Annotated in this window: 18 protein-coding genes; 8 read left to right on the top strand and 10 right to left on the bottom strand. The window is 67.0% G+C overall.

From position 1 onward, the window contains the following. Window positions 1–37 precede the first annotated feature (37 nt). The 3 genes from cobT to cobC are packed head-to-tail and all read left to right on the top strand — an operon-like array spanning window position 38 to window position 2,487. Window positions 38–1,099 carry a nicotinate-nucleotide--dimethylbenzimidazole phosphoribosyltransferase gene (cobT, locus tag PQR02_RS16540; RefSeq protein ID WP_408232727.1) on the top strand — a complete coding sequence of 354 codons (1,062 nt, stop codon included), beginning with the start codon at window positions 38–40 and terminating at the stop codon, window positions 1,097–1,099. A 36-nt stretch (window positions 1,100–1,135) separates the two neighbouring features. Beyond that, on the top strand, window positions 1,136–1,912 hold the full coding sequence (locus PQR02_RS16535) for an adenosylcobinamide-GDP ribazoletransferase (RefSeq protein WP_408232724.1): 777 nt from the start codon (window positions 1,136–1,138) through the stop codon (window positions 1,910–1,912). Next, window positions 1,897–2,487, top strand: a complete 591-nt coding sequence (cobC, locus tag PQR02_RS16530; protein WP_408232721.1) for an alpha-ribazole phosphatase — start codon at window positions 1,897–1,899, stop codon at window positions 2,485–2,487. Before PQR02_RS16535 ends, cobC begins: the two co-directional genes overlap by 16 nt. A gap of 6 nt (window positions 2,488–2,493) precedes the next feature. On the opposite strand, the gene PQR02_RS16525 is transcribed toward cobC, so the two are convergent. The 4 genes from PQR02_RS16525 to cobU form a co-directional block, all read right to left on the bottom strand. Further along, window positions 2,494–3,414 carry a cobalamin-binding protein gene (locus PQR02_RS16525; RefSeq protein ID WP_408232718.1) on the bottom strand — a complete coding sequence of 307 codons (921 nt, stop codon included), beginning with the start codon at window positions 3,412–3,414 and terminating at the stop codon, window positions 2,494–2,496. 87 nt (window positions 3,415–3,501) lie between these two features. Then, on the bottom strand, window positions 3,502–4,533 hold the full coding sequence (gene cobD, locus PQR02_RS16520; RefSeq protein ID WP_408232715.1) for a threonine-phosphate decarboxylase CobD: 1,032 nt from the start codon (window positions 4,531–4,533) through the stop codon (window positions 3,502–3,504). 16 nt (window positions 4,534–4,549) lie between these two features. Then, window positions 4,550–5,485, bottom strand: a complete 936-nt coding sequence (gene cbiB, locus PQR02_RS16515) for an adenosylcobinamide-phosphate synthase CbiB (RefSeq protein ID WP_408232712.1) — start codon at window positions 5,483–5,485, stop codon at window positions 4,550–4,552. Further along, window positions 5,485–6,039: a bifunctional adenosylcobinamide kinase/adenosylcobinamide-phosphate guanylyltransferase gene (gene cobU / locus PQR02_RS16510; protein ID WP_408232709.1), complete on the bottom strand. Its 555-nt coding sequence runs from the start codon at window positions 6,037–6,039 to the stop codon at window positions 5,485–5,487. Before cobU ends, cbiB begins: the two co-directional genes overlap by 1 nt. 412 nt (window positions 6,040–6,451) lie before the next feature. On the opposite strand from cobU, the gene PQR02_RS16505 reads away from it, so the two are divergent. Beyond that, window positions 6,452–7,921 (top strand): cobyric acid synthase, encoded by a 1,470-nt coding sequence (locus PQR02_RS16505; RefSeq protein WP_408232837.1) that lies wholly within the window; start codon window positions 6,452–6,454, stop codon window positions 7,919–7,921. Between the two features lie 138 nt (window positions 7,922–8,059). Beyond that, on the top strand, window positions 8,060–8,476 hold the full coding sequence (locus tag PQR02_RS16500) for a DoxX family protein (RefSeq protein ID WP_408232706.1): 417 nt from the start codon (window positions 8,060–8,062) through the stop codon (window positions 8,474–8,476). A gap of 220 nt (window positions 8,477–8,696) precedes the next feature. On the opposite strand, the gene PQR02_RS16495 is transcribed toward PQR02_RS16500, so the two are convergent. Next, window positions 8,697–9,116 carry a PaaI family thioesterase gene (locus PQR02_RS16495; RefSeq protein ID WP_408232703.1) on the bottom strand — a complete coding sequence of 140 codons (420 nt, stop codon included), beginning with the start codon at window positions 9,114–9,116 and terminating at the stop codon, window positions 8,697–8,699. Between the two features lie 207 nt (window positions 9,117–9,323). Between PQR02_RS16495 and PQR02_RS16490 the strand changes: the two genes are divergently transcribed. After that, on the top strand, window positions 9,324–9,962 hold the full coding sequence (locus PQR02_RS16490; protein WP_408232700.1) for a ParA family protein: 639 nt from the start codon (window positions 9,324–9,326) through the stop codon (window positions 9,960–9,962). A gap of 154 nt (window positions 9,963–10,116) precedes the next feature. On the opposite strand, the gene panD is transcribed toward PQR02_RS16490, so the two are convergent. The 4 genes from panD to PQR02_RS16470 form a co-directional block, all read right to left on the bottom strand. Next, window positions 10,117–10,503 carry an aspartate 1-decarboxylase gene (gene panD / locus PQR02_RS16485; RefSeq protein ID WP_094783245.1) on the bottom strand — a complete coding sequence of 129 codons (387 nt, stop codon included), beginning with the start codon at window positions 10,501–10,503 and terminating at the stop codon, window positions 10,117–10,119. A 42-nt stretch (window positions 10,504–10,545) separates the two neighbouring features. Then, entirely contained in the window at window positions 10,546–11,379 is an 834-nt protein-coding gene (gene panC / locus PQR02_RS16480; RefSeq protein WP_408232695.1) for a pantoate--beta-alanine ligase, read from the bottom strand. Window positions 11,380–11,575: 196 nt separating this feature from the next. Further along, window positions 11,576–12,451 carry a segregation and condensation protein A gene (locus PQR02_RS16475; RefSeq protein ID WP_408232692.1) on the bottom strand — a complete coding sequence of 292 codons (876 nt, stop codon included), beginning with the start codon at window positions 12,449–12,451 and terminating at the stop codon, window positions 11,576–11,578. A gap of 4 nt (window positions 12,452–12,455) precedes the next feature. Further along, window positions 12,456–12,641 (bottom strand): DUF3460 family protein, encoded by a 186-nt coding sequence (locus PQR02_RS16470; protein WP_007175923.1) that lies wholly within the window; start codon window positions 12,639–12,641, stop codon window positions 12,456–12,458. Window positions 12,642–12,869: 228 nt separating this feature from the next. Here PQR02_RS16470 and PQR02_RS16465 point away from each other — a divergent pair, with 228 nt between their 5' ends. Beyond that, entirely contained in the window at window positions 12,870–14,714 is a 1,845-nt protein-coding gene (locus PQR02_RS16465) for an autotransporter assembly complex protein TamA (RefSeq protein WP_408232688.1), read from the top strand. Window positions 14,715–14,742: 28 nt separating this feature from the next. After that, window positions 14,743–19,131 carry a translocation/assembly module TamB domain-containing protein gene (locus PQR02_RS16460; RefSeq protein WP_408232685.1) on the top strand — a complete coding sequence of 1,463 codons (4,389 nt, stop codon included), beginning with the start codon at window positions 14,743–14,745 and terminating at the stop codon, window positions 19,129–19,131. A 144-nt stretch (window positions 19,132–19,275) separates the two neighbouring features. Here the strand turns inward: PQR02_RS16460 and metG are convergent, their stop codons facing one another. Then, window positions 19,276–21,414 carry a methionine--tRNA ligase gene (gene metG / locus PQR02_RS16455; protein ID WP_408232682.1) on the bottom strand — a complete coding sequence of 713 codons (2,139 nt, stop codon included), beginning with the start codon at window positions 21,412–21,414 and terminating at the stop codon, window positions 19,276–19,278. Window positions 21,415–21,640 lie beyond the last annotated feature (226 nt).

The raw sequence follows: 21,640 nt of genomic DNA, 5'->3' as shown, positions 1-21,640 counted from the left end.
CCGTTGCCTCCCTTCACTCTCTTTCCAGACCACGTCCATGACTTCTTTGCCACGCCCGGCCGGTTTGTCCGAAGTCGCCGCGCTCGATCAATCGCTGCGCGCCGAGTTGCAACACATCATCGATACCAAGACCAAGCCGCCCGGCAGTCTTGGCCGGCTTGAAACGCTCGCGCGTCAGATGGGCCTGATCCAGCGCACCACGCGGCCTACGGTGCAGCGCCCGGCGATGATCGTGTTCGCCGGCGACCACGGCATTGCCGCCGAAGGCGTGAGCCCGTATCCGCAAGCGGTGACCGCGCAGATGGTCGCCAATTTTCTCGCGGGCGGCGCGGCGATCAATGCGTTGAGCCGGGTCGCCGGGCTCGAACTCGAAGTGGTCAACGCGGGCATCGCGACGCCGCTTGCGTCGACGGATGGACTTGTCGACATGCCGGTGGCGCGCGGCACGCGCAACTTCGCGCATGAGCCCGCGATGACGTCCGGGGAGGCGCTCGCCGCGATGCAGGCGGGCGCGGCGCGCGTGCGGCATCACGCGGCGCTCGGCACCAACGTGATCGGCTTCGGTGAGATGGGGATCGCGAACACGTCGTCGGCCGCGTGCCTGATGAGCCGGTTGTGCGGCGTGCCGATCGACGAATGCGTCGGCCGAGGCACCGGTCTGGACGACGCGGGGCTCGCGAAAAAGCGCAATGTGCTCGCGGCGGCGCTCGCGCAGCATGCCGCGGCGATCCGTCCGCTCGACGTGCTCGCCACTTTCGGCGGCTTCGAGATCGCGATGATGGCGGGCGCGTATCTCGCGGCCGCCGAAGCGCGCATGACGATCCTGGTCGACGGCTTCATCGCGAGTTCGGCGCTGCTGGTCGCCGATGTACTCGCGCCGAACGTGCGCGAGTACTGTGTGTTCGCGCATGCGTCGAACGAGGCGGGGCACCGGCGCATGCTCGATCATTTCGGCGCGCTGCCGTTGCTCTCGCTCGACATGCGGCTCGGCGAAGGCACCGGCGCGGCGCTTGCCGTGCCGCTGCTGCGCGCGGCGGTGGCGTTCGTCAACGAGATGGCGAGCTTCGATTCGGCCGGCGTCGCGAATCGCGAAGCTTGACGCGCTTCACCACAACGAACCTGCATTCGGCCGCTCATGAACCCCCTCGCGGAACTGCGCTATTTCTTCACGGCGCTCGGTTATTTCACGCGCGTGCCCGTGCCGCGCTGGGTCGGCTTCGAGCCGCACTATCTGAATGCGGCAGCGCGATATTTTCCGTTGGTCGGCGGGCTGGTCGGCGCGTTCAGCGCGCTCGTATACCTGGCGGCGCTGCATGTGTTTCCGGCGGGCGTGGCGGTGCTGCTGTCGATGGCCGCATCGCTGCTGGTGACAGGCGCCTTTCACGAGGACGGTCTCGCCGATTGCGTCGATGCGTTCGGTGGCGCATATAAGCGCGACGATGCATTGCGCATCATGCATGACTCACGCATCGGCGCTTTCGGCGCCATCGCGCTGGTGATCGCGCTCGCATTGAAGTGGCAGACGCTAGCGGCGTTGCCGCCGCTGCGCTCCGCAAGTCTGATGATTGCCGCGCATGCGGCGAGCCGTGCTTGCGCGATCAGCTATCTGGCCACGCTCGACTACGTGCGCGCCGAAGGCAAAGCCAAGCCGGTCGCGCAGCGTCTGAGCGGTCCGTCGTTGCTGTGCGCGGCGCTGTTCGGTCTGCCGTGGTTGCTGTGGCCGAACGGACCAGGGGCGCCGGATTGGCGCTTCGCGGGCTCGATGCTCGCGGTGCTGATCGCGCTTCGTCTTGTGATGGGCCGTTACTTCGTTAGACGCATTGGCGGTTATACCGGCGACTGCCTTGGCTTCGCGCAGCAGATTTTCGAATTGAGCATCTACCTGGTGGGGCTTGCATGGATATCGTCCTGATTCGTCATCCCGCCGTCGCGCTCGATGCGGGCGTGTGCTACGGCCACAGCGATGTCGCGCTCGCCGACGCCGCCGAGATCTCGGCGAGCGTGCTCGCGCTGAAGCTCGCCAAACTGCAGGTGCCGGCGCCGCGCGTGTTGATGTCGAGTCCATTGACGCGTTGTTCGGCGCTCGCCGCCGAGATGGCGAACGATTTCGGCTGCGTGCTCAGTCACGACGACCGGCTAAAGGAAATGAACTTCGGCGATTGGGAGACGCAGCGCTGGGACCAGATTGATCGCGCGCTGCTCGACGAATGGGTCGCCAATTTCGAACACGCGCGCGTGCATGGCGGCGAGAGCGTCGCGCAATTCGTCGGGCGGGTGCGCGCGTGGCTCGATGCGTTCGCGCAAACGCGCGAGCTGTCGCCCGCGTATGTGGTCACGCATGCCGGCGTGATGCGGGTGATCGCGTCGCTGGTGCTGGACGTGGCGCTTGAGCGTTGCTTGAGATGGTCGCTCGATATGGCCGGGATCGTCTGGCTGCGTCGTGACGACGAGTCGCAGCAGTGGGTGCTGGCGCGCTGGAACGCGTGAGCCGCGTCACTGTGCGGCAGCTTTTCTGCGCGAGCGCGCCGTTTCCAGGTCTTCGCACAGCTGCTGCGCGCCCTGCGCGATGCGCGGCGCCGGCCGGTTGATGAGATCGCCGTCGATCGCGAACAGGTTGTGGTGCGCGACCGCGGTCAGCCCCGGCCATGCGCGCCATGTGTCGAGCTGCGGCAAGCGGGTGTCGGGCGGGGTCGCGCCCGGCGCCGCGGTGACGATCGCCTCGGGGTTGGCGGCGAGCACCGCTTCGGTCGAGACGGTCGGCACCAGGGGCTGAAGTCCTGCGAACACGTTGCGCCCGCCGCACAGCGTGATGACGTCGCTGACCATATGCTCGCCGTTGAGCGTCATCAACGGCTTGTCCCACACCTGATAGAACACGCTCACGGGCGGCCGGTTCGCATACTGCGTGCGCAGGCGCGCGATGTCGCGGCGATAGGCGGCAGCCGCCGTATCGGCGCTCGGCGACGTGCCGAGCAAGTGGCCGAGCTTCGTCAGCGACACGGCCACGTCGTCCAGATGATGCGGCTCGCTGAAGAACAGCGGCACGTGCAGTTCGCGCAGACGATCGAGTTGCCGCTGCGCATTGCCGTGCCGCCACACGACGATCAGATCGGGCCGCAACGCGACGATGCGCTCGAGGTCGAGCGCCTTGTTGTCGCCGACGCGCGGCAGTTGCTTCGCTTCGGGCGGGTAGTCGCTATACGACACCGCGCCGACTATTTTTGCGCCGCCGCCCGCCGCATACAGTAGTTCGGTGACGTGCGGCGCGAGGCTGATCACGCGTTGCGCCGGTGCCGACAGCGTGACGGTTGCGCCGGTGTCGTCGGTGACGGTGATCGCGGCGTGCGTGGGCAGCGCGGTCGTGCAGAACACAGCGGCGACGAGGTTCGGAACGAAGCGGGCGAGACGGGTCATCGGGCCGGGATGTTGAAATCGCGTTAGGCGTGTGGCGGACATGATGAGCGCGAGGGAGCGGGGCGAGGCCGCGTGTGCTGCGTCATCTCAAGCGGCTCGCGTGGGGTCGATGGCCTGCACCGCCGCGCGCAAGCTTTCGTCGAAGCGCGCCCATTCGCGACCGCTCGCGGGCAAGCCGAAACGCACGCTGCCCGACGCTGCGAAAAGCCGCGTCCACACGCCGCGTTGCGCCAACGCTTCGTGCAAGGCGGCGGCGCGCGCGTCGTCGGTCCACGCGAAGAGCGGGGTGCGGTGCGTAGCGAAACCCCGAGCATGGAGGAGGCCGGCCAGCCGCGCGCTTTCGCCGTCGAGCCGCACGAGCATGTGCCGTTGCCACGCTTCGTCGGCGAACGCGGCATTGACCGCGTGACGCGCGGGTCCGCTAACCGTCCACGCGCCCAGCGACCGGCGCAACGCGTCGAGCAACGCGGGCGCGCCGAGCACGAACCCCGCGCGCACACCGGCGAGTCCGAAGAATTTGCCCGGCGAGCGCAACACGATCAGGCCGTCGAGATGCGTGCTTGCCGCGAGCGAGGCCGTCGGCATCGTATCGGCGAAGGCTTCGTCGACCAGCAGCGTGCCGCCGCGCGCGCGCAACTGGGCATGCCAATGCAGCAGCTTCCCGGCGCTCAGATGCGCGGCCGTCGGATTGTTAGGATTCACGACGACCACGTGAGTGAGCGTGTCGGGCAAGCCGTCGCAGCGCACGTCGAGCGGCGCGACACGATGCCCGGCCCGTGCGAACGCGGGTGCATATTCGCTGTACGTGAGCGGCGCGATGCCGACCGTCGCGCGCGGCAGTAGCGCGGGCAGCGTGCGGATCGCCGCCTGGCTGCCGGCGACGGGCAGCACGTGCGCCGCATCCGGTGCGCCGTAGTAGCGCGCGGCGCAGGCAGCGAAGCCGTCGCCTTCGTCGGGCAGGCGGCGCCAGGCATCGGCGGGAACCGGCGGCACGGGATAGCCGTGCGGATTGATCCCGGTCGACAGGTCGAGCCACTGCGCGTACGGAATCCCGTAGCGCTCGGCCGCTTCGTGCAGATTGCCGCCGTGAACCACTCCGTCGTTTGCCGCGTTGCTCATCGGGTCTGCCATGCGATCAACCATGAAAGGGCACGCTCAGCAATGCGAGCACGATCAGCGCCGCCAGCCACAGAATGATCGTCCGCTCGACCAGCGCCAGCGCGGCCGTCACGTGACTCGCCTGCGCGGGATGTCCGAAGCCCAGCGTCGGCCGGTGTTCGAGCGCGCCGTGATACACCGCCGGGCCGCCGACCAGCACGTTCAGGCTGCCGGCGCCCGCCGCCATCACCGGGCCTGCATTCGGACTGTCCCAGCGCGGCGCCTGCTCGCGCCAGCAACGCCAGGCGGTGTGCGTGTCGCCGAGCAGCGCGTAGCTGGTGGCGGTCAGACGCGCGGGAATCCAGTTGAGCACATCGTCCAGACGCGCCGCGGCCCAGCCGAAGCGCAAATAGCGTGGTGTCCGGTAGCCCCACATCGCATCGAGCGTGTTGGCGAGGCGAAAGCCGAGCGCGCCGGGACCACCCGCGATCGCGAACCAGAACAGCGCGCCGAAGATCGCGTCGTTGCCGTTTTCGAGCGCCGATTCGACCGCTGCGCGCGACAGCGCGGCTTCATCGGCTTGCTCGGTGTCGCGCGACACGATCTGCGCGGTCAACTGGCGCGCTTGCACGAGATCGTGCTGGGTGAGAGCCCGCGCGATCGGCGCGATGTGATCGTGCAGGCTGCGCGCGCCGAGCGCGAACCACAGCAACGCGACATGCACCGCGCAAGCCGCGAAAAATGGCAGCACCGCGACCAGCCACCACGCGATCAGCACCGGCGGCAGCACCGCGAGCGCCCATGCGGCCAGCCCCTTGAGCCGCAAGCGGCGGCCGGTGTTGAAGCGCTTTTCCAGGCGCGCGGCCCAGCGGCCGAAGCCCACCAGCGGATGCGCGGCGCGCGGTTCACCGAACCAGCGGTCGATGGCCACGCCCGCGGTCGCCAGCGTCGCGATCAGAGGAAGTGACAGCATTACGCGCGGCCCGCTGTTTTCAATGCGAGCGGCAAGCCCGCGACCATCATCGTGGCTGTTGTGCTCAACTCGGCGATGCGCTGATTGAGGCGGCCGAGTTCGTCGACGTAAAGACGCGTGGCCGCGCCAAGCGGCACCACGCCCAGGCCGATTTCATTGCTGACCACGAGCACTTTGCCGCGCGCGCCGGTGAGCGCGGCTTCGAGCGCGGCGACCTGCGCGTGATATCGAGCGAGCGGCAGCGCCTCGCCTTCGGCCGGGCATAGCAGGTTGGCGAGCCACAGCGTCAGACAGTCGATCAGCAGGCAATGGCCGGGCGCGTCGCTTTGCATGACGGCGCCGGCGAGATCGACACCCGCTTCGACGAGGCGCCAATGCGCGGGACGCCGCGCGCGATGATGCGCGATGCGCGCGCTGAATTCGGCGTCGTCGGCGACGCGGGCGGTGGCGATGTAGGTGACGGGGAGGGCGCTGTCGCTGGCGAGCTGCTCGGCGTGCACGCTCTTGCCCGAACGGGCGCCGCCGAGAACGAAGGTGAGGTCGCGGGGAGTCATCGTGTGATTGTACCGGCGTGCAGTGCGGCCCGGCGCGATGGGATAATGCCGCGGGCTCGATGTTTTGTTGCTGCATGATGCGCGGCGGTGGGTTGCGGGGGCTGCTTTTTGCCGGCTCGCTGGCGCGCAAGCCGTTGCCGCATCTGCCGCGTTCAATCGAGTAGCGACGCGGCGATTCGCGACGCCGGAATAGACGCTGCGCTTAAGCGCCCTTGCTCAGTCGATCTCCTGCTGCGGCTGCGTTATTGCTTCGTCATGGTTGCATGGCCGCTCGCCGCTTCGCCCTCGTTCACTTCTTCTACTTGCCGCACCACCTTTTCACCGCCGACTCCCGACTCCCGTGACCACCACCCCGACTCCGCCCTCAACCCCGACCCCGCACGCAGCCACCCCCGTGCCGCGCGGCACGCTGATGATCCAGGGGACCACGTCCGACGCCGGCAAGAGCACGCTGGTCGCCGGTTTGTGCCGTCTCGCACGCCGCGCCGGCGTGCGGGTCGCGCCGTTCAAGCCGCAGAACATGGCGCTCAACAGCGCGGTGACGGTCGATGGCGGCGAGATCGGCCGCGCCCAGGCGTTGCAGGCGGTGGCCGCCGGGATTGCCGCGCATACCGATCTGAACCCGGTGCTGCTCAAGCCGACCAGCGATCGCGGCGCGCAGGTGATCATCCACGGCAAGGCGCGCATGAATCTCGACGCGCGCGCGTATCACGACTACAAACCCGTCGCGTTCGAGGCGGTGCTGGAATCGTATGCGCGTCTGCAAGCGGCCTACGACACGATCTTCGTCGAAGGCGCGGGCAGTCCGGCGGAGATCAATCTGCGCGAGCGCGATATCGCCAACATGGGTTTCGCAGAAGCCGTCGATTGCCCGGTCGTGCTGGTGGCCGATATCGATCGCGGCGGCGTGTTCGCGCATCTGACCGGCACGCTGGCGTGTCTGTCGGCGAGCGAGCAGGCGCGGGTGCGCGGTTTCATCATCAACCGTTTTCGCGGCGATATCGGTTTGCTGCAGCCGGGACTGGACTGGCTCGAAGCGAAAACCGGCAAACCGGTGCTCGGCGTCGTGCCTTATCTGCACGGGCTGACGCTCGACGCGGAAGACATGTTGCCGCCCGAGTTGCGCGCGGCGCACAGCGGCGGCCCGGGACGGATGTTGCGGGTGATCGTGCCGGTGCTGCCGCATATCAGTAATCACACGGATTTCGACGCATTGCGCGCGCATCCTCAGGTCGATTTTCACTACGTGCGCAGCGGCACACCGGCGCCGCCGGCCGACCTGATCATCCTGCCCGGGTCGAAAAACGTGCCCGGCGATCTGGCGTTTCTGCGCGCGCAAGGTTGGGACGCAGTGCTGCAAAGGCATCTGCGCTACGGCGGACGCGTGATCGGCATTTGCGGCGGCATGCAGATGCTCGGGCGCGAAGTGGCCGATCCGCATGGCGTGGAAGGCGCGCCGGGGACGTCGGCCGGGCTCGGCTGGCTCGACTACGCGACGGTGCTCACGCGCGAGAAGACGCTGAAGAACGTGACTGGGCGCCTTGCGTTGCCCGGTTCGCCCGAAGTGGCCGGCTACGAGATTCACATGGGCGAGACGCGCGGCCCGGCGCTCGACGCGCCCGCGTTGCAGTTGGAAAACGCGCAGGGGACGCGCGCCGCGCATCCGGACGGCGCGATCTCCGCCGACGGGCAGATTCTCGCCACCTACGTCCACGGCCTGTTCGACACACCGGCCGCGTGCGCCGCATTGCTCGCGTGGGCGGGGCTGAACGATGCCGAGAAAATCGACTACCCGGCGCTGCGTGAGGCGTCGCTGGATAGGGTGGCCGATACGCTTGCCGAGCATCTCGATCTCGCGAAGTTGTTTGCGGCGATCGGTTGATAGGAGTCGGCAAAATGTGGCGATTAACTCTTATAGGGAAATAATCAAACTATCGGAGAGGGTTTTTCGGCTCAGTTAGTTCGAATAAAGTTCATCCCATCGACGGCTGCCGGCCGTTCTCTCCATCAAGGACTCTCCATGAACTCGGACCGCTTTCCCGATCTGGCCGCGTTGCTGCTGCGCGTTGCCTTGGGTGTGCTGTATCTCGCCCACAGCCTGCAAAAGATTTTCGTCTTCACGCTGCCCGGCACCGCGCAGTTTTTCGTTTCGCTCGGCTTGCCGGGGTGGCTGGGCTATCTGACGGCGTTCGTCGAACTGCTCGGCGGCATCGCGCTGCTGCTCGGGGTGCAGGTGCGCTGGGTCGCGCTGGCGCTGCTGCCGTTCATGCTCGGCGCGATGTCGGCGCATATGCACAACGGTTGGGGTTTCGCGTCGCCGAACGGCGGCTGGGAATATCCGGCGTTCTGGGCGGTGACGCTGGTGGTGCAGGCGCTGCTCGGCGGCGGGGTGCTGGCGATGAGCAGCGTGAAGGCGTCGCGCGCGGCGGTTGTTTGAGAGTGGTATCGGTCGGGGCTCGCGGCGGGCGGATCAGTTGGAAAAGCCGCTGATCTTTGACCGGTCCAGCCGACGACCGCAGACCGCGAAGCCAAATATCCCCTACCGCCTGATCCCACCGCGCCAACAAAAAAAGCACGCGCCATCAGGCCGCGTGCTTTTCTACACTGAACGTTTCGTCACGTCTGCGGAGGAGGACGGCCCACGCCGTCCCCATCACTCAATACAACACCATCTGCGTGCAGCGAAACAGGGCCATCGTCTTGCCGTTCGGATCGGTCACCGTAGCGTCCCACACTTGCGTGCTGCGCCCCAGGTGCACGCCCTTCGCGACCGCGTGTATCGTCCCCTCGGTCGCCGTGCCGAGAAAATTGCTCTTCAGCTCGATGGTCGTGAAATTGCGCGCCGTTTCCGGCAGATGCGCAAGACATGCGTAGCCGCAGGCGGTGTCGGCGAGACCGATCACGGTGGCCGCGTGCAGGAAGCCGTTCGGGGCGAGCAATTCGTCGCGCACGGTCAACTCCGCGCTCAGCATGCCTTCTTCCAGCGACAGCACGCGCAGGCCCAGCAAGCCAGGCAGCCTGCCTCGCTGGCGTTCGTGCAGGCGTTCGATGGTGTATTCCGGGCGCAGCTTGGTCATGAGATGGGGGTCCTTGATGAAAAAACCGGCAGGGTAAAGCGGTCGATTCGCCGCCGGGGGCTTCGCCGCGCTGCATTTGTCGATATTATCAACGGCTGGATCGGCGGGTGAACATGAAAGGTACGGATCGGAACCCGCCGGCGCAAGTCAGAGTAAACAGCGCGGCAAACCGGCTGGCGGTGCCCAGCCTTCTTTCCGGGAGAATTCATGACGGTGATCGTGGTGGCGAATCCGAAGGGCGGCGTGGGCAAAAGCACGCTATCGACCAATCTGGCCGGTTATTTCGCCGCGGCCGGCGAATGGGTCGCGCTGGCCGACCTCGACAAGCAGCAGTCCGCACACGCGTGGCTGGCGTTGCGGCCGGCTACGCTGCCCGCCATCGAAAACTGGGAAGTCAATCAGGACGCGCCCGCCAAACCGCCCAAGGGTCTGGAGCACGCAGTCGTCGACACGCCGGCCGGCTTGCACGGCAACCGCCTGACCATCGCGCTGGATCTCGCCGACAAGGTGATCGTGCCGCTCCAGCCATCCATGTTCGACATTCTTGCCACCCAAGACTTTCTCGAGCGCCTGGCGAAGGAAAAAGCAGTCAGGAAAGGCGCGATCGAAATCGGTGTGGTCGGCATGCGCGTCGATGCGCGCACGCGCTCGGCGGAGCAACTGCACCGCTTCGTCGAAGGATTGAAGCTGCCGGTGCTAGGCTTTTTGCGCGACACGCAGAACTATGTACAACTGGCGGCCCACGGCCTGACGTTGTGGGACGTCGCGAAAAGCCGCGTGGAGAAGGATCTGGAGCAATGGCAGCCGATCCTCGACTGGACCAACGGCAGCAGCAAGAAGGGCTGAAGCGGGGCAGCAGGCGGCTGTGGCCGCCCGCGCCAGCCGCTAGCCGCGCGGGCGCCCGCGTGGCGAACCGGGTGAACGCGCAGATCCGGTGTGTAAAACAAGAGTGCCGGGCGAACGCGAAGAGCCAGTCTGAACCGGCGAACTCCCGCCTGGCTCAGGTCCAGTTCTGCGTCGGCACGTGATCGCGGCTGCCCTTGATCCTGTTGTTCTCGTCGACGAACACCAGGTCCGGCTTCCAGCCCGCCTTCAATTCCGCTTCATCCACCACCGCGAACGCCGCGATGATCACCAGATCGCCCAGTTGCGCGCGCCGCGCGGCCGAGCCGTTCAGCGAAATCATGCCGCTGCCGCGTTCGCCCTTGATCGCGTAGGTCGAGAAGCGCTCGCCGTTGTTGATGTTCCAGATGTCGATCCGTTCGTTTTCGACGATGTTCGCCGCTTCCAGCAAGTCTTCGTCGATCGCGCACGAACCTTCGTAGTGCAGCTCGCAGTGCGTGACCGCGACGCGGTGGATCTTCGACTTCAGCATGTTGCGTTGCATGACCAATCCTGTGTGGCTTCGGTTACGGCTTCAGTGACCGCTTCAGATTTCGAGGTTGTCGATCAGACGGGTCGCGCCCAGTTTGGCCGCGGCCAGCACGACCAGTTGCGCGTCGGCGTCCTGCGCGCCGGGCGGGAGCAGGTCCGAGCGCCTGCGCACCGCGACGTAGTCGGGCTGCCAGCCGCGCGCGGCCAGCGAGGCCATCGCCGCCTGTTCGACCTTGGCGAAGTCACGCTCGCCGGACAGCACCGCATCGCGCACGCGATTGAGTTCGGCGGCCAGCGTCGGCGCCTCGGCGCGCTCGGCGGCCTGCAGGTAGCGGTTGCGCGAGCTGAGCGCGAGGCCGTCGGCGTCGCGCACGGTTTCGGCGGCGATGATGTCGGTCGGCAGCGCGAACTGGTGGCACATGCGGCGCACGATCATCAGCTGCTGGTAGTCCTTCTTGCCGAACACGGCGACGCGCGGCTGCACGCACGACATCAGCTTCATCACCACCGTGCACACGCCCTGGAAGAAGCCGGGACGGAATTCGCCTTCGAGGATGTCGCCGAGATCATGCGGCGGATACACGCGGTATTCCTGCGGCTCCGGATACAGATCCTTCTCGGTCGGCGCGAACAGCACGTAGACGTTTTCCTTCTGGAGCTTTTCGATGTCCGCTTCCATCGTGCGCGGGTATTTGTCGAAATCCTCGTTCGGACCGAACTGCAGGCGGTTGACGAAGATGCTCGCCACCACCGGGTCGCCGTGCTGGCGCGCGAGGCGCATCAGCGACAGATGGCCCTCGTGCAGATTGCCCATGGTCGGCACGAAGGCCGTGCGATTCTGGCCGCGCAACTGGTCGCGTAATTCATGGATCGAGCTGATGACTTTCATGATCGGACTGGGATTTCCTCGCGCGGCGCGCGACTCGGTTGGCGCAAGACTTCAAGGAATCGCGCGGGCCGCCGTCTCGTGACGGATGACGGGTTTGGAGCGCGGGATTGTAGTGGATTTGTGCACGCGGCGCACCAGATCGAGGCAACCCGGCGCGGCGCGTGCCGCCGCGCCGGTGCCGGATGCCGCGCCGGTTTCAGGCCGGCAGGTAGGCGAGGCGCACATACATCGGCGCGAACGGCTCGGCCTGGGTGATTTCGACGAGCGACTCGCGGCACAGTTCGAGCACGGCGATGAAATTCACCACCACGACCGGCACGCCCCTGGTGGTGTCGAACAGGTCGGAGAACTCGATGAAGCGCGCGTTCTGCAACTGCCGCAGGATCGAACTCATGTGCTCGCGCACCGACAGCTCCTCGCGCGAAATCCTGTGATGCTGCACGAGCTTTGCGCGCTTGATCACGTCGGCCCACGCGGCGCGCAGGTCTTCGCTGTTCACGTCGGGAAAGCGCGGGGTGATGCTTTGCTCGATGTAGACCTCGGCGCGCAGGAAGTCGCGCCCGAGTTGCGGCAACTGGTCGATGCGCTGCGCGGCGAGTTTCATCTGCTCGTATTCGAGCAGGCGGCGCACCAGTTCCGCACGCGGATCTTCGGCCTCTTCGCCGCTGTCGGCCTTTTTCACCGGCAGCAGCATGCGCGACTTGATCTCGATCAGCATCGCGGCCATCAGCAGATATTCGGATGCGAGTTCGAGATTGGTCTGGCGCAACTGGTCGACGTAACCGAGGTATTGCACCGTGACATCCGCCATCGGGATGTCGAGCACGTTGAAGTTCTGCTTGCGGATCAGGTACAGCAGCAGATCCAGTGGTCCTTCGAACGTTTCGAGAAACACCTCGAGCGCGTCGGGCGGGATGTACAGGTCCGTCGGCAGCTTGAAGAGCGGCTCGCCGTACAGGCGCGCAAACGCGATGCCGTCGACGGTGTCGGGCGTCGAATCAGTGGCGGGCGTGGCCAGCGCGGCGTCGGCGGGGGCCGCCGGCGCGCCGTGTGCCTCGTCGGCGCGGCTCACGCTCTTAGAAGTTTTGATAGTACGAGTAAGGCGTCTGTTCTACGCGCGACGCCTTCTGCTCGGCGCGTTCTTCCAGATCGATCGGCTGCTTGTCCCACAGCAGCGCGCGGCCGCGGCGTTGCTCGGCTTCCAGATTGGGCTTCTGTTGCTTGAGCTGGTTCAGGAACTGGGTGATGTCCGATTGATACATGGCTCGACGTCCGTGGGTGGGTGAGGTGGCTGCTGCCCGGTGGAAACCCGGGGGCGCGGCGCCGTTATTCCGGAATTTTACCGCATGCGCCGCGCGCGGTCGAAAAACGACGGCGGCGCCTCGTTTAGAGGGTTCGCGGCGCGCCGATGTGGTCAAATAGCATGCCTTGCCCGCCGCCGCGCGGACGGGCGCGAGAAAGAATTCATCAACCAAGGCCGGAGGTCCTGCTTGGCGGGGTGTGCGATCGACAAGCCGCATTTGCGGCGCGGCAACGCCGGTTCGGGGCGCGGGCGGGTTGCGCCCCTGTCGCACGTATTGCGTTGCTTGCGCGCGTGGCTGGCCTTCGGCATCGTCGTGCTGACGCTGGCCGCCGGCACCGCGCAGGCCGCGCGCACGCCGGCCAGCTACAAGGTCGACGTGGTGGCCACGCCGCGCTCGCTGCGCAAACTGCTCGAGCAGCATCTGGATATTGCGCGCTTCGCCAAACGCCCCGACATCAGCGACGACCAGTTCGCTTTCCTGATTACCGCCACGCCGCAGCAGGTGCGCGATCTGGCCGCGACGCAGGGCTATTTCACGCCGGTCGTGCGCACCGACGTGCGCACTGTCGACAACACGCGCCACGTGACAGTGAACGTCGATCCCGGCCCGCAAACCATCGTCAAGTCGGTTGAGCTGACATTTCAAGGCGCGGTGCTTACCGAGGACACGGCGCAGGAAAACGCTACCCGCTTCGCGTTTTCGCTGCACGAAGGCCAGCCGTTCACGCAGGGCGACTGGGACGACGCTAAGAACGCGTCGCTGCGGGTGCTGCAGTCGCGCCGGTATCTCGCCGCGAAGATTTACCACTCCGAAGCGCTGATCAATCCGCGCACTCGTGAAGCCAGGCTGTCGGTCGTCTATGACAGCGGACCGACCTTCACGATGGGTCAGCTGGATGTGTCGGGCACGCGGCGCTATCCGGAATCGATCGTCCACAACGTCAATCCGATTTCCCCCGGCGATGTCTACGACACGCGCCGCGTGGCCGAATTGCAGCGGCAGTTGCAGAACACGCCGTACTTCGCGAGCGTCGCGATCGACCTCGACAACGACCCGGCCAAGCCGATCGACACGCCGGTCCACGTCAAGGTGTCCGAATTTCCGTTCCACAGCTTTCGCGGCGGCGTCGGCTATTCGACCGACAACGGCCCGCTGGTGCAGGGCGCGTTCTCGTATCTGAACACGTTCGGCAAGGCGTGGCCGTTCACGGTCGAAGGCCGCGCCGACAAGACCCAGCAGTACGGGCAAATCCAGTTGTCGATGCCGCCGGGGCCGCGCGCGTGGACCAATAGCGTGCTGGCGTCCTATACCACCACCGACGTGTCCGACACGCGCATCTACAGCATCCGGGGCGGCGTGCAGCGCTCCCGCAGCTCGCAGTTCCTCGACTACAACTACTCGCTCCTGTACTACCAGGACCGGCTCGACCAGAACACGGCGCCGCCCACCACGGCCCACGCGCTGGTACCGGCCTGGTCGTGGACCCGCCGCGACACCGACGACCCGCTGTTCCCGCGCCGGGGCAACCTGATCCACGTCGAGGCGGGCTTCGCGATCAAGGGTGTGCTGACCGACCAGACGTTCATCCGCGGCTATGCGCGCGGTCAGCAGTACCTGCCGATCGGCCATGACGACATCGTGCTGATCCGCGCCGAGTTGGGCGGCGTGTTCACGAGCGGCAGTTCGAGCGGCATCCCGGCTTCGCTGCTGTTTCGCGCGGGCGGTTCGAACTCGGTGCGCGGCTACGGGTTTCAGAGCATCGGTAACGACGTCGGCGGGTCGGTTCTGCCGACCAAATATCTGGTCACGGCGGCGGCCGAGTATCAGCACTGGTTCTCGCACAATTGGGGCGCGGCCGCATTCTTCGATATCGGCACCGCCACCGACACCTGGGGCGAAAAGGTTTTTTTTCCCGGCGTCGGCGTCGGGGCGCGCTGGCGCAGCCCGGTCGGGCCGGTCAATGTCGACCTTGCCTACGGGATCCGCAACCACAGCGTGCGGCCCTATCTGACGCTGGGCATCGCTTTCTGATGAACAACCGCTTTGACTCGAATCGCGCATGACCACGGACGCAGCCGACCCACCCTCCGCGCAGCCGCCTGGCGACAGTCCGCCCGGCCAGCAGCCGCCCTCCGGGCCACCGCCCAGGCGCGGGCTCGGCCGCGTGCTGCTGAAAACGTTCGCATCGACGGTGGCCATGCTGGTGCTGCTGCTCGCGCTGGTGGTCGGCCTGCTATACGGCGCGCTGACCACGGAGCGCGGCACCGCCTATGCGTGGCAGGCGGCGGTCAAGCTGCTGGGCGGTAAGCTCGGCGGCACGCTGGAAGGCGGCACGCTGGCCAACGGTGTGCAGCTGCGGCAAGTGCGCTGGCGCAGTCTCGACGGCAGCGGCACCGATATCCAGATCGACCGTGTGGCGGGCCGCTGGGCGCTCGCCCGCGAGCCGTGGCGCTTCACCGTCGACTACCTGCACGTCGGCACGATCGACGCGCGGATCGGCGCGTCGTCGTCGACCAGCAGCGAGCCGCTGAAGCTGCCGCAGAACCTGCGCTTGCCGATGCAGCTCGAGATTCGCGACGTGCGGGTCGACACGCTGCTGCTGCATCAGGGCGCGTCGACGACCGAGCTGTCGCGCTTCGCGTTTCATGGACGCAGCGACGGACGCCATCACGAGGCCGCGATCGAACGGCTCGACACGCCGTTCGGCGCGCTGACGGCGTCGGCGAAACTCGACGGCGTGCGGCCGTTTCCGCTGACCGGCGAGGTCGGCTATGCGGGTAAGGTCAACGATGAGGCGGTCGCCGTGGGCGGCCATCTGAGCGGCTCGCTCGAACAACTGGTCGCCGAACTCGATGCCACCGGCATGAAGCTCGCCGGCCATGCGCGGGTCGAGGCCACGCCGTTCGGCGCGGTGCCCCTGCAACGCGCGACGCTGACCTTCGATCACGTCAATCCGCAAGCCTTTGCGCCCGGCGCGCCGCTGGCCGATCTGGCGGTGCGCGCGGATTTGCAGCCGGTGGAGCAGGGCGGCGCGGCAGCAAGCGGAGTCGGGGCGGCGAGTTCGGCTAGCGGCGCGGTAGCGGGTGCTGCGCGCCACCCCGCCAGCGCGCCCGTTCAAAGCAGCGCCGCCGCCACCGACCACACCGCCAGCCTCACGCAGCCTCCCGCCACCCGCCACGGCGGACACGGCGCCGCGGCCCACGCCGACGGCCCACGCGCGGCGGGCTTCGCGGTCGCCGGGCACGTGTCGATCGTCAACGCCAAGCCCGGCGCGATCGACCAGCACCTGCTGCCGCTGATCGACGCCAACGCCGATGTGCGGCTCGACGCCCAGGCGCAGCATCTGTCGAACCTGAACGTGCGGATCGTCAAAAACGCGCGGATCACCGGCGGCGGCACGTTGACGGGCCGGCGCGGGCAGTTCGATCTGCGCGTCGCCGGCCTGGACCTGAACGCGCTGCAAGCGACGGTGCGGCCCACGCAGTTATCCGGGTCGGTCGGCATCCGCCTGAACGACGACATCCAGAGCCTCACACTCGATCTCGCCGACCCGCGCGCCGCGTTGCGCGCCCAGGGCAAGGTGACGTTCGACCCGGCCCGGATGAGCTTCAACGACGTGCGCATCACGTCGGGCCGAGGCCGCATCGATCTGTCCGGCGCGCTCAAGCACGACGCGAATTCCACCTACAACCTGAAGGCGCAACTGACCGATTTCGACCCGCTGACGCTGACTTCGCAGATGCCGTCGCGCACCCCGGTGACAGCGCCGTCGCCCGCGGCGGGCAGCGCCCAACGCGCGCGGGCCGCGCCCGCCGCGCCCGCCGCGCAGGCCGTGGCCGAGGCGGGCAGCACGGCCGGCGCGAAAAGCGCGGCGCCCGGCGATCAGGCCGCCGCGATGGCGAAAAACACCGCCAAAGCCGCAGTGCAGACCGAAGTGCTTCAGCGCAGAACGCCGCCGCCCGCGCGCAAGATCGAAGCGCGCGTGAACGGCACCCTCACCGCGGCCGGCATGCTCGGCCCGGTCTTTACCACCCGGGCCGAATTCAAACTCGGCCCGAGCGTCTACGACAACCTGCCGCTGACCGGCGGCGGCACGATCCAGCTGGCCGGCTCGCGGATCTTGCCGAGCCGCGCGAATCTGTCGGTGGCGGGCAACCAGGTCGATCTGCAGGGCAGCTTCGGCGCAAGCGGCGACCGCCTGCGGTTTCGCGTCGATGCACCGCAGCTCGAGCGGCTCGGCTTCGGCCTCGCGGGCGTCGTCGCCGCCGATGGCGACGTCACCGGCTCGTTTGCGCATCCGAACGTCGTGCTGAACTACAAGGCCGACAGCGTGGTGTTCGGCAGCAACCGGCTGGGCCATGCGCAAGGCCACGCCGAGTTGCGCGACGGCGCGAACGGCGCGCTCGCCTTCACCACCGACGCGCGCAATCTCAGCGCGGGCGGCGTCGATCTGGCCACGCTCACGGCGCGCCTGTCCGGCACGCGCGCCCATCACACGCTCGAAGCCGCCGCGACCGGCAAGCTGCAGGACCGTCCGCTGTATCTGACGCTCGCCGCCAACGGCAAGCTGACCGAAGCGCGCGACGGCACGCGCTGGGACGGCACGGTCACGCGTCTGCAAAACAAAGGCACCCCGGCGCTGAATCTGCAATCGCCGCTCGCCGTGAGCGCCGCGCCGAGCCGGCTGACACTCGGCACGACCCGCCTGAGCATCGAAGGCGCGGTGCTGAGCCTGAAATCGTTCGCGTTCGATTACGGCAAAATCCAGTCGGCGGGCAGCTTGACGGACGTTTCGGTCGCGCGCTTACAGGAGTTGCGCCACGAGATCACCGGCGAGCCGCCGCACGTCAGGACCGATCTGGTGTTCGACGGCGACTGGGACTTCTCGCTCGGCGCCACCGCGACTGGCCACATCCAGTTGCGGCGGCGCAGCGGCGACGTGACGGTCGAAATCGGCCGCGGCCTCGCGTCGATGGGGATTGCCGACATCAGCACGCGCGCCGAATTCACCGGCGGCAACCGGCTCAACGCAACGCTGCACGCGCAGGCGAGCCGGCTCGGCGTGATCGACGCCGACGCGCACACCACGCTGGTCATGCGCGACGGCCTGCTGACTTTCAACGAAGAAGGCGCGTTGTCGGGCAACGTGAAAGCCGATGTGCCGTCGCTGAAAACGACCGGCGGCCTGTTCGGCCCGAGCTATCTGCTCGACGGGCGTCTCGCGCTCAAGCTCGCGCTCGGCGGCACCGTGGCCAGGCCGAGTCTGACCGGCGCGCTGACCGGCGACGGCCTGTCCGCGACGGTGGTCGACCAGGGCGTGCAGCTAAAGGACGGCGTGGTGCGCATTGCGCTGTCGCAGAACCTGGTGGACTTCCAGCAGGTCGAGTTCCACGGCGGCAGCGGCACGCTGCGCGCCACCGGCCGCGTGCGCCTGGACGGCGCGGAGCCGGACGTGACCGCGAGCATCGTCGCGGACAAGCTCGAACTGTTCGCGGCGCCGGATCGCAATCTGTCGCTGTCGGGCAGCGCGAGCGTTGCGAATGGCGGCGCGGAGCGCGGCATGGCGATCAACGGCAAGTTCGTGGTCGATCACGCGTTGTTCGATCTGCCCGAGCAGGCCGCGCCGCGCCTGGGCGACGACGTGGCGGTGATCCGTCCGGACGGCACCATATCGGGCGGGCAGCCCCGTCCGGTGGCGGGCGGCAATCAGCCGGTCAGCCCGTTCGCGCCGCGCGCCAACGTCGAACTGAGCCTTGGCAATGATTTCCGCTTCCGCGGGAAGGGCGCCGATCTCGGCCTGACCGGCACGATCACCGCGATGAGCGCGCCGAACGTGCCGCTGCGCGCGGTCGGCAACGTGCGCGTCACGCAGGGTTCGACCTACACCGCGTTCGGCCGCAAGCTGACCATCGAGAACGGCTTTTTCACGTTCAACGGTCCGGTGACCAACCCCGGCATCAACATTCTGGCGATGCGCCGCAATCAGCAGGTCGAGGCGGGCGTGCAGGTGTCGGGCACGGCGCAGTCGCCGGTGGCGCGGCTGGTCTCGGAGCCGAGCGTGCCGGATAACGAAAAGCTCTCGTGGCTGCTGTTCGGCCACGGCACCGATCAGGGCAACAACCTCGGCCAGCAAAGCACGATGACGACGGCGCTCGCGCTGCTCGGCAGCACGACCGGCCAGCGGATCGCCCAGACCGTCGGGCTCGACGAGTTTTCGATTGGGCGCAGCGAAGTCGGGCTGACCGATCCGCAAGTGGTGATGGTGTCGAAGGCGATCAACGAGTGGCTCGTGATCGGTTACGAGCAAGGATTGCAGTCGGCGAGCAACGCGATCAAGGCGACCATCAACCTGACGCGCTACTGGTCGGTGGTGGCGTACGGCGGCACGTTCTACGGGGCCGATGTGCTGTACACGCGGCGGTTCGACCGGTTCAAGTCGTTGTGGTGATGCTGCCACCGGATGCGCCGCTCGGCCCGCCGCCGCTCGGCCCGGCAAGAGCCCGCGCCAAAAAAAACGGCACGCTTTTCAAAGCGTGCCGTTTTTTCATGCAGGGTTCACGGCGCAAAAGCCCGCGACCGACGCCCGCGCGCGCTACTTCACGCGCATGCCCGGTTTCGCACCGCTGTCCGGTTCGAGCACGTACAGGCCCGGTTCGGCTTTCTCGTCGGTGGCCGAGGCCGCCAGCACCATCCCTTCGGACAGGCCGAACTTCATCTTGCGCGGCGCGAGGTTCGCCACCATCACCGTCAGCTTGCCGACCAGCTGCTCCGGCTGATACGCCGACTTGATGCCGGAGAACACGTTGCGGGTTTTCTCCTCGCCGACGTCGAGCGTGAGTTGCAGCAGCTTGTCCGAACCCTCCACTGCCTTGCAGTCGACGATCTTCGCCACGCGCAGATCAATCTTCGCGAAGTCGTCGATCGAGATCACGCCGGGCGTTTCGTCGTTGCCGGCCGCCGTGGCCGCGGCTTTGGCCTTTGCCTTGGTCTTCGCGTCAGCGGGCGCCGCCGCTTCCGGCGTGGCTTGCAGCGAATCGCGATTGGCCGCCAGCAGCGCTTCGATCTGCTTCGGATCGACGCGCGTCATCAGATGCTTGTACGCGTTGATCGGGCGCGCGGAGCTGAGCGGCACGTTGGCGTCGGCCCACACCAGCGGCTCGATGCCGAGGAAAGCCTCGACCGCTTCGGCCAGCTTCGGCAGCACCGGCTTCAGCGCGAGCGACAGCAGGCGGAACGCCTCGATGCTCACGCTGCAGGTTTCATGCAGTGCGACCGCGTTCGCCGGGTCTTTTGCCTGATCCCACGGCTTGGCCGTGTCGACGTACGCGTTGACCGCGTCGGCCAGTTCCATGGTGTGGCGCAGCGCGCGGTTGTACTCGCGCGCCTCGTAGTTCGCGGCGATCTGCGGCAGCGCGGCGCGCAGCGTGGCGAGCAGCGGGTGCTGCATCGCGCTGTCCTGCACGCGGCCTTCGAAACGCTTGATCAGGAACCCCGCGGCGCGGCTTGCGATGTTCACGTATTTGCCGACCAGATCGCTGTTCACGCGCGCCTGGAAGTCGTCGAGGTTCAGGTCGAGGTCTTCCATCGTGCTGTTCAACTTGGCCGCGAAGTAGTAGCGCAGCCATTCGGGATTCAGGCCCGTGTCGATCACGCTTTGCGCGGTGATGAAGGTGCCGCGCGACTTCGACATCTTCGCGCCGTCCACGGTCAGGAAGCCGTGCGCGAACACGTTGGTCGGCGTGCGGTGGCCCGAGAACTCCAGCATGGCCGGCCAGAACAGCGTGTGGAAATACAGAATGTCCTTGCCGATGAAGTGGTACTGCTCGGCCTTCGAACCCTGGCGAACCCACGCGTCGAAGTCGATGCCGCGTTTTTCGGCGAGGTTCTTGAAGCTCGCGTAGTAGCCGACCGGCGCGTCCAGCCACACGTAGAAATACTTGCCCGGCGCGCCCGGGATTTCGAAGCCGAAGTAGGGCGCGTCGCGCGAGATATCCCAGTCGGCGAGTCTGGCTTCGCCGGCGTCGCCGAGCCATTCGCGCATCTTGTTGGTGGCTTCCGGCTGCGCCAGGCCCCCGACCCACCGACGCAGGAAATTCTCGCAGCGCGGATCGGACAGGCGGAAGAAGTAGTGCGTGGAGGTCTTGCGGATCGGCGTGGCGCCCGAGACGACCGAGTACGGATTGACCAGCTCGGTGGGCAGGTAGGTCGAGCCGCATACTTCGCAGCTGTCGCCGTACTGGTCCTTCGCGCCGCATTTCGGGCATTCGCCCTTGATGAAGCGGTCCGGCAGGAACATTTCCTTGACCGGGTCGTACGCCTGTTCGATCTCGCGCGCCTCGATCAGGCCCGCTTCCTTGAGCGCCAGATAGACGTTTTCGCTGAGAACGCGGTTCTCTTCGGAATCGGTCGAGTAGTAGTTGTCGAACGAAATTCCAAAGCTGTCGAAATCGCGCTTGTGTTCCTGCCACACGCGGTCGATCAACTGCTTCGGCGTGAGCCCTTCTTTTTCCGCGCGCAGCATGACCGGCGTGCCGTGCGTGTCGTCGGCGCCCACGTAATAGACCTCGTGACCGTGCATTCGCAACGTCCGGGCCCAGATGTCCGTCTGAATATATTCGACCAGATGGCCGATATGAATTTGCCCATTCGCATACGGAAGGGCCGACGTGACGAGAATCTGGCGACGGCTCGACGGCGCGCCTGCGGAGAGATCGGTTGCGGGTGCTGACATAAGGATGGTGGGAGCCTGCGGTGGGACGAAAGGTTGATTCTAGCAGGGCGGCCGTCCGACGCGGATGGGCTGCGTGGGCGCGCGGCGGGGTTGTCGCGGTGTGGACGGGCGTGACACCCGGGTGTGGAAAGCGAGAAAACCGAGGTGCGAAAACCGGGGTGCGAAAACCGCGCGGCCAAAAAAAACCGGGGTGATTAAACCCCGGAGCAACAACGACAAGAGGAGA

The organism is Paraburkholderia sediminicola (genome assembly GCF_046026895.1).
Lineage (GTDB): Bacteria > Pseudomonadota > Gammaproteobacteria > Burkholderiales > Burkholderiaceae > Paraburkholderia > Paraburkholderia sediminicola_C.
This window is presented reverse-complemented; position numbering and strand designations above follow the sequence as displayed.

Bases quoted from the DNA above. Each gene is read 5' to 3' on its own strand.
- PQR02_RS16470 (WP_007175923.1), bottom strand. From the start codon at position 12,641: ATGTATCAATCGGACATCACCCAGTTCCTGAACCAGCTCAAGCAACAG.
- metG (WP_408232682.1), bottom strand. From the start codon at position 21,414: ATGTCAGCACCCGCAACCGATCTCTCCGCAGGCGCGCCGTCGAGCCGT.
- PQR02_RS16460 (WP_408232685.1), top strand. From the start codon at position 14,743: ATGACCACGGACGCAGCCGACCCACCCTCCGCGCAGCCGCCTGGCGAC.
- PQR02_RS16505 (WP_408232837.1), top strand. From the start codon at position 6,452: ATGATCCAGGGGACCACGTCCGACGCCGGCAAGAGCACGCTGGTCGCC.
- panD (WP_094783245.1), bottom strand. From the start codon at position 10,503: ATGCAACGCAACATGCTGAAGTCGAAGATCCACCGCGTCGCGGTCACG.
- PQR02_RS16535 (WP_408232724.1), top strand. From the start codon at position 1,136: ATGAACCCCCTCGCGGAACTGCGCTATTTCTTCACGGCGCTCGGTTAT.
- cobC (WP_408232721.1), top strand. From the start codon at position 1,897: ATGGATATCGTCCTGATTCGTCATCCCGCCGTCGCGCTCGATGCGGGC.
- cbiB (WP_408232712.1), bottom strand. From the start codon at position 5,485: ATGCTGTCACTTCCTCTGATCGCGACGCTGGCGACCGCGGGCGTGGCC.
- PQR02_RS16495 (WP_408232703.1), bottom strand. From the start codon at position 9,116: ATGACCAAGCTGCGCCCGGAATACACCATCGAACGCCTGCACGAACGC.
- cobD (WP_408232715.1), bottom strand. From the start codon at position 4,533: ATGAGCAACGCGGCAAACGACGGAGTGGTTCACGGCGGCAATCTGCAC.
- PQR02_RS16490 (WP_408232700.1), top strand. From the start codon at position 9,324: ATGACGGTGATCGTGGTGGCGAATCCGAAGGGCGGCGTGGGCAAAAGC.
- PQR02_RS16500 (WP_408232706.1), top strand. From the start codon at position 8,060: ATGAACTCGGACCGCTTTCCCGATCTGGCCGCGTTGCTGCTGCGCGTT.
- PQR02_RS16525 (WP_408232718.1), bottom strand. From the start codon at position 3,414: ATGACCCGTCTCGCCCGCTTCGTTCCGAACCTCGTCGCCGCTGTGTTC.
- cobU (WP_408232709.1), bottom strand. From the start codon at position 6,039: ATGACTCCCCGCGACCTCACCTTCGTTCTCGGCGGCGCCCGTTCGGGC.
- cobT (WP_408232727.1), top strand. From the start codon at position 38: ATGACTTCTTTGCCACGCCCGGCCGGTTTGTCCGAAGTCGCCGCGCTC.
- panC (WP_408232695.1), bottom strand. From the start codon at position 11,379: ATGAAAGTCATCAGCTCGATCCATGAATTACGCGACCAGTTGCGCGGC.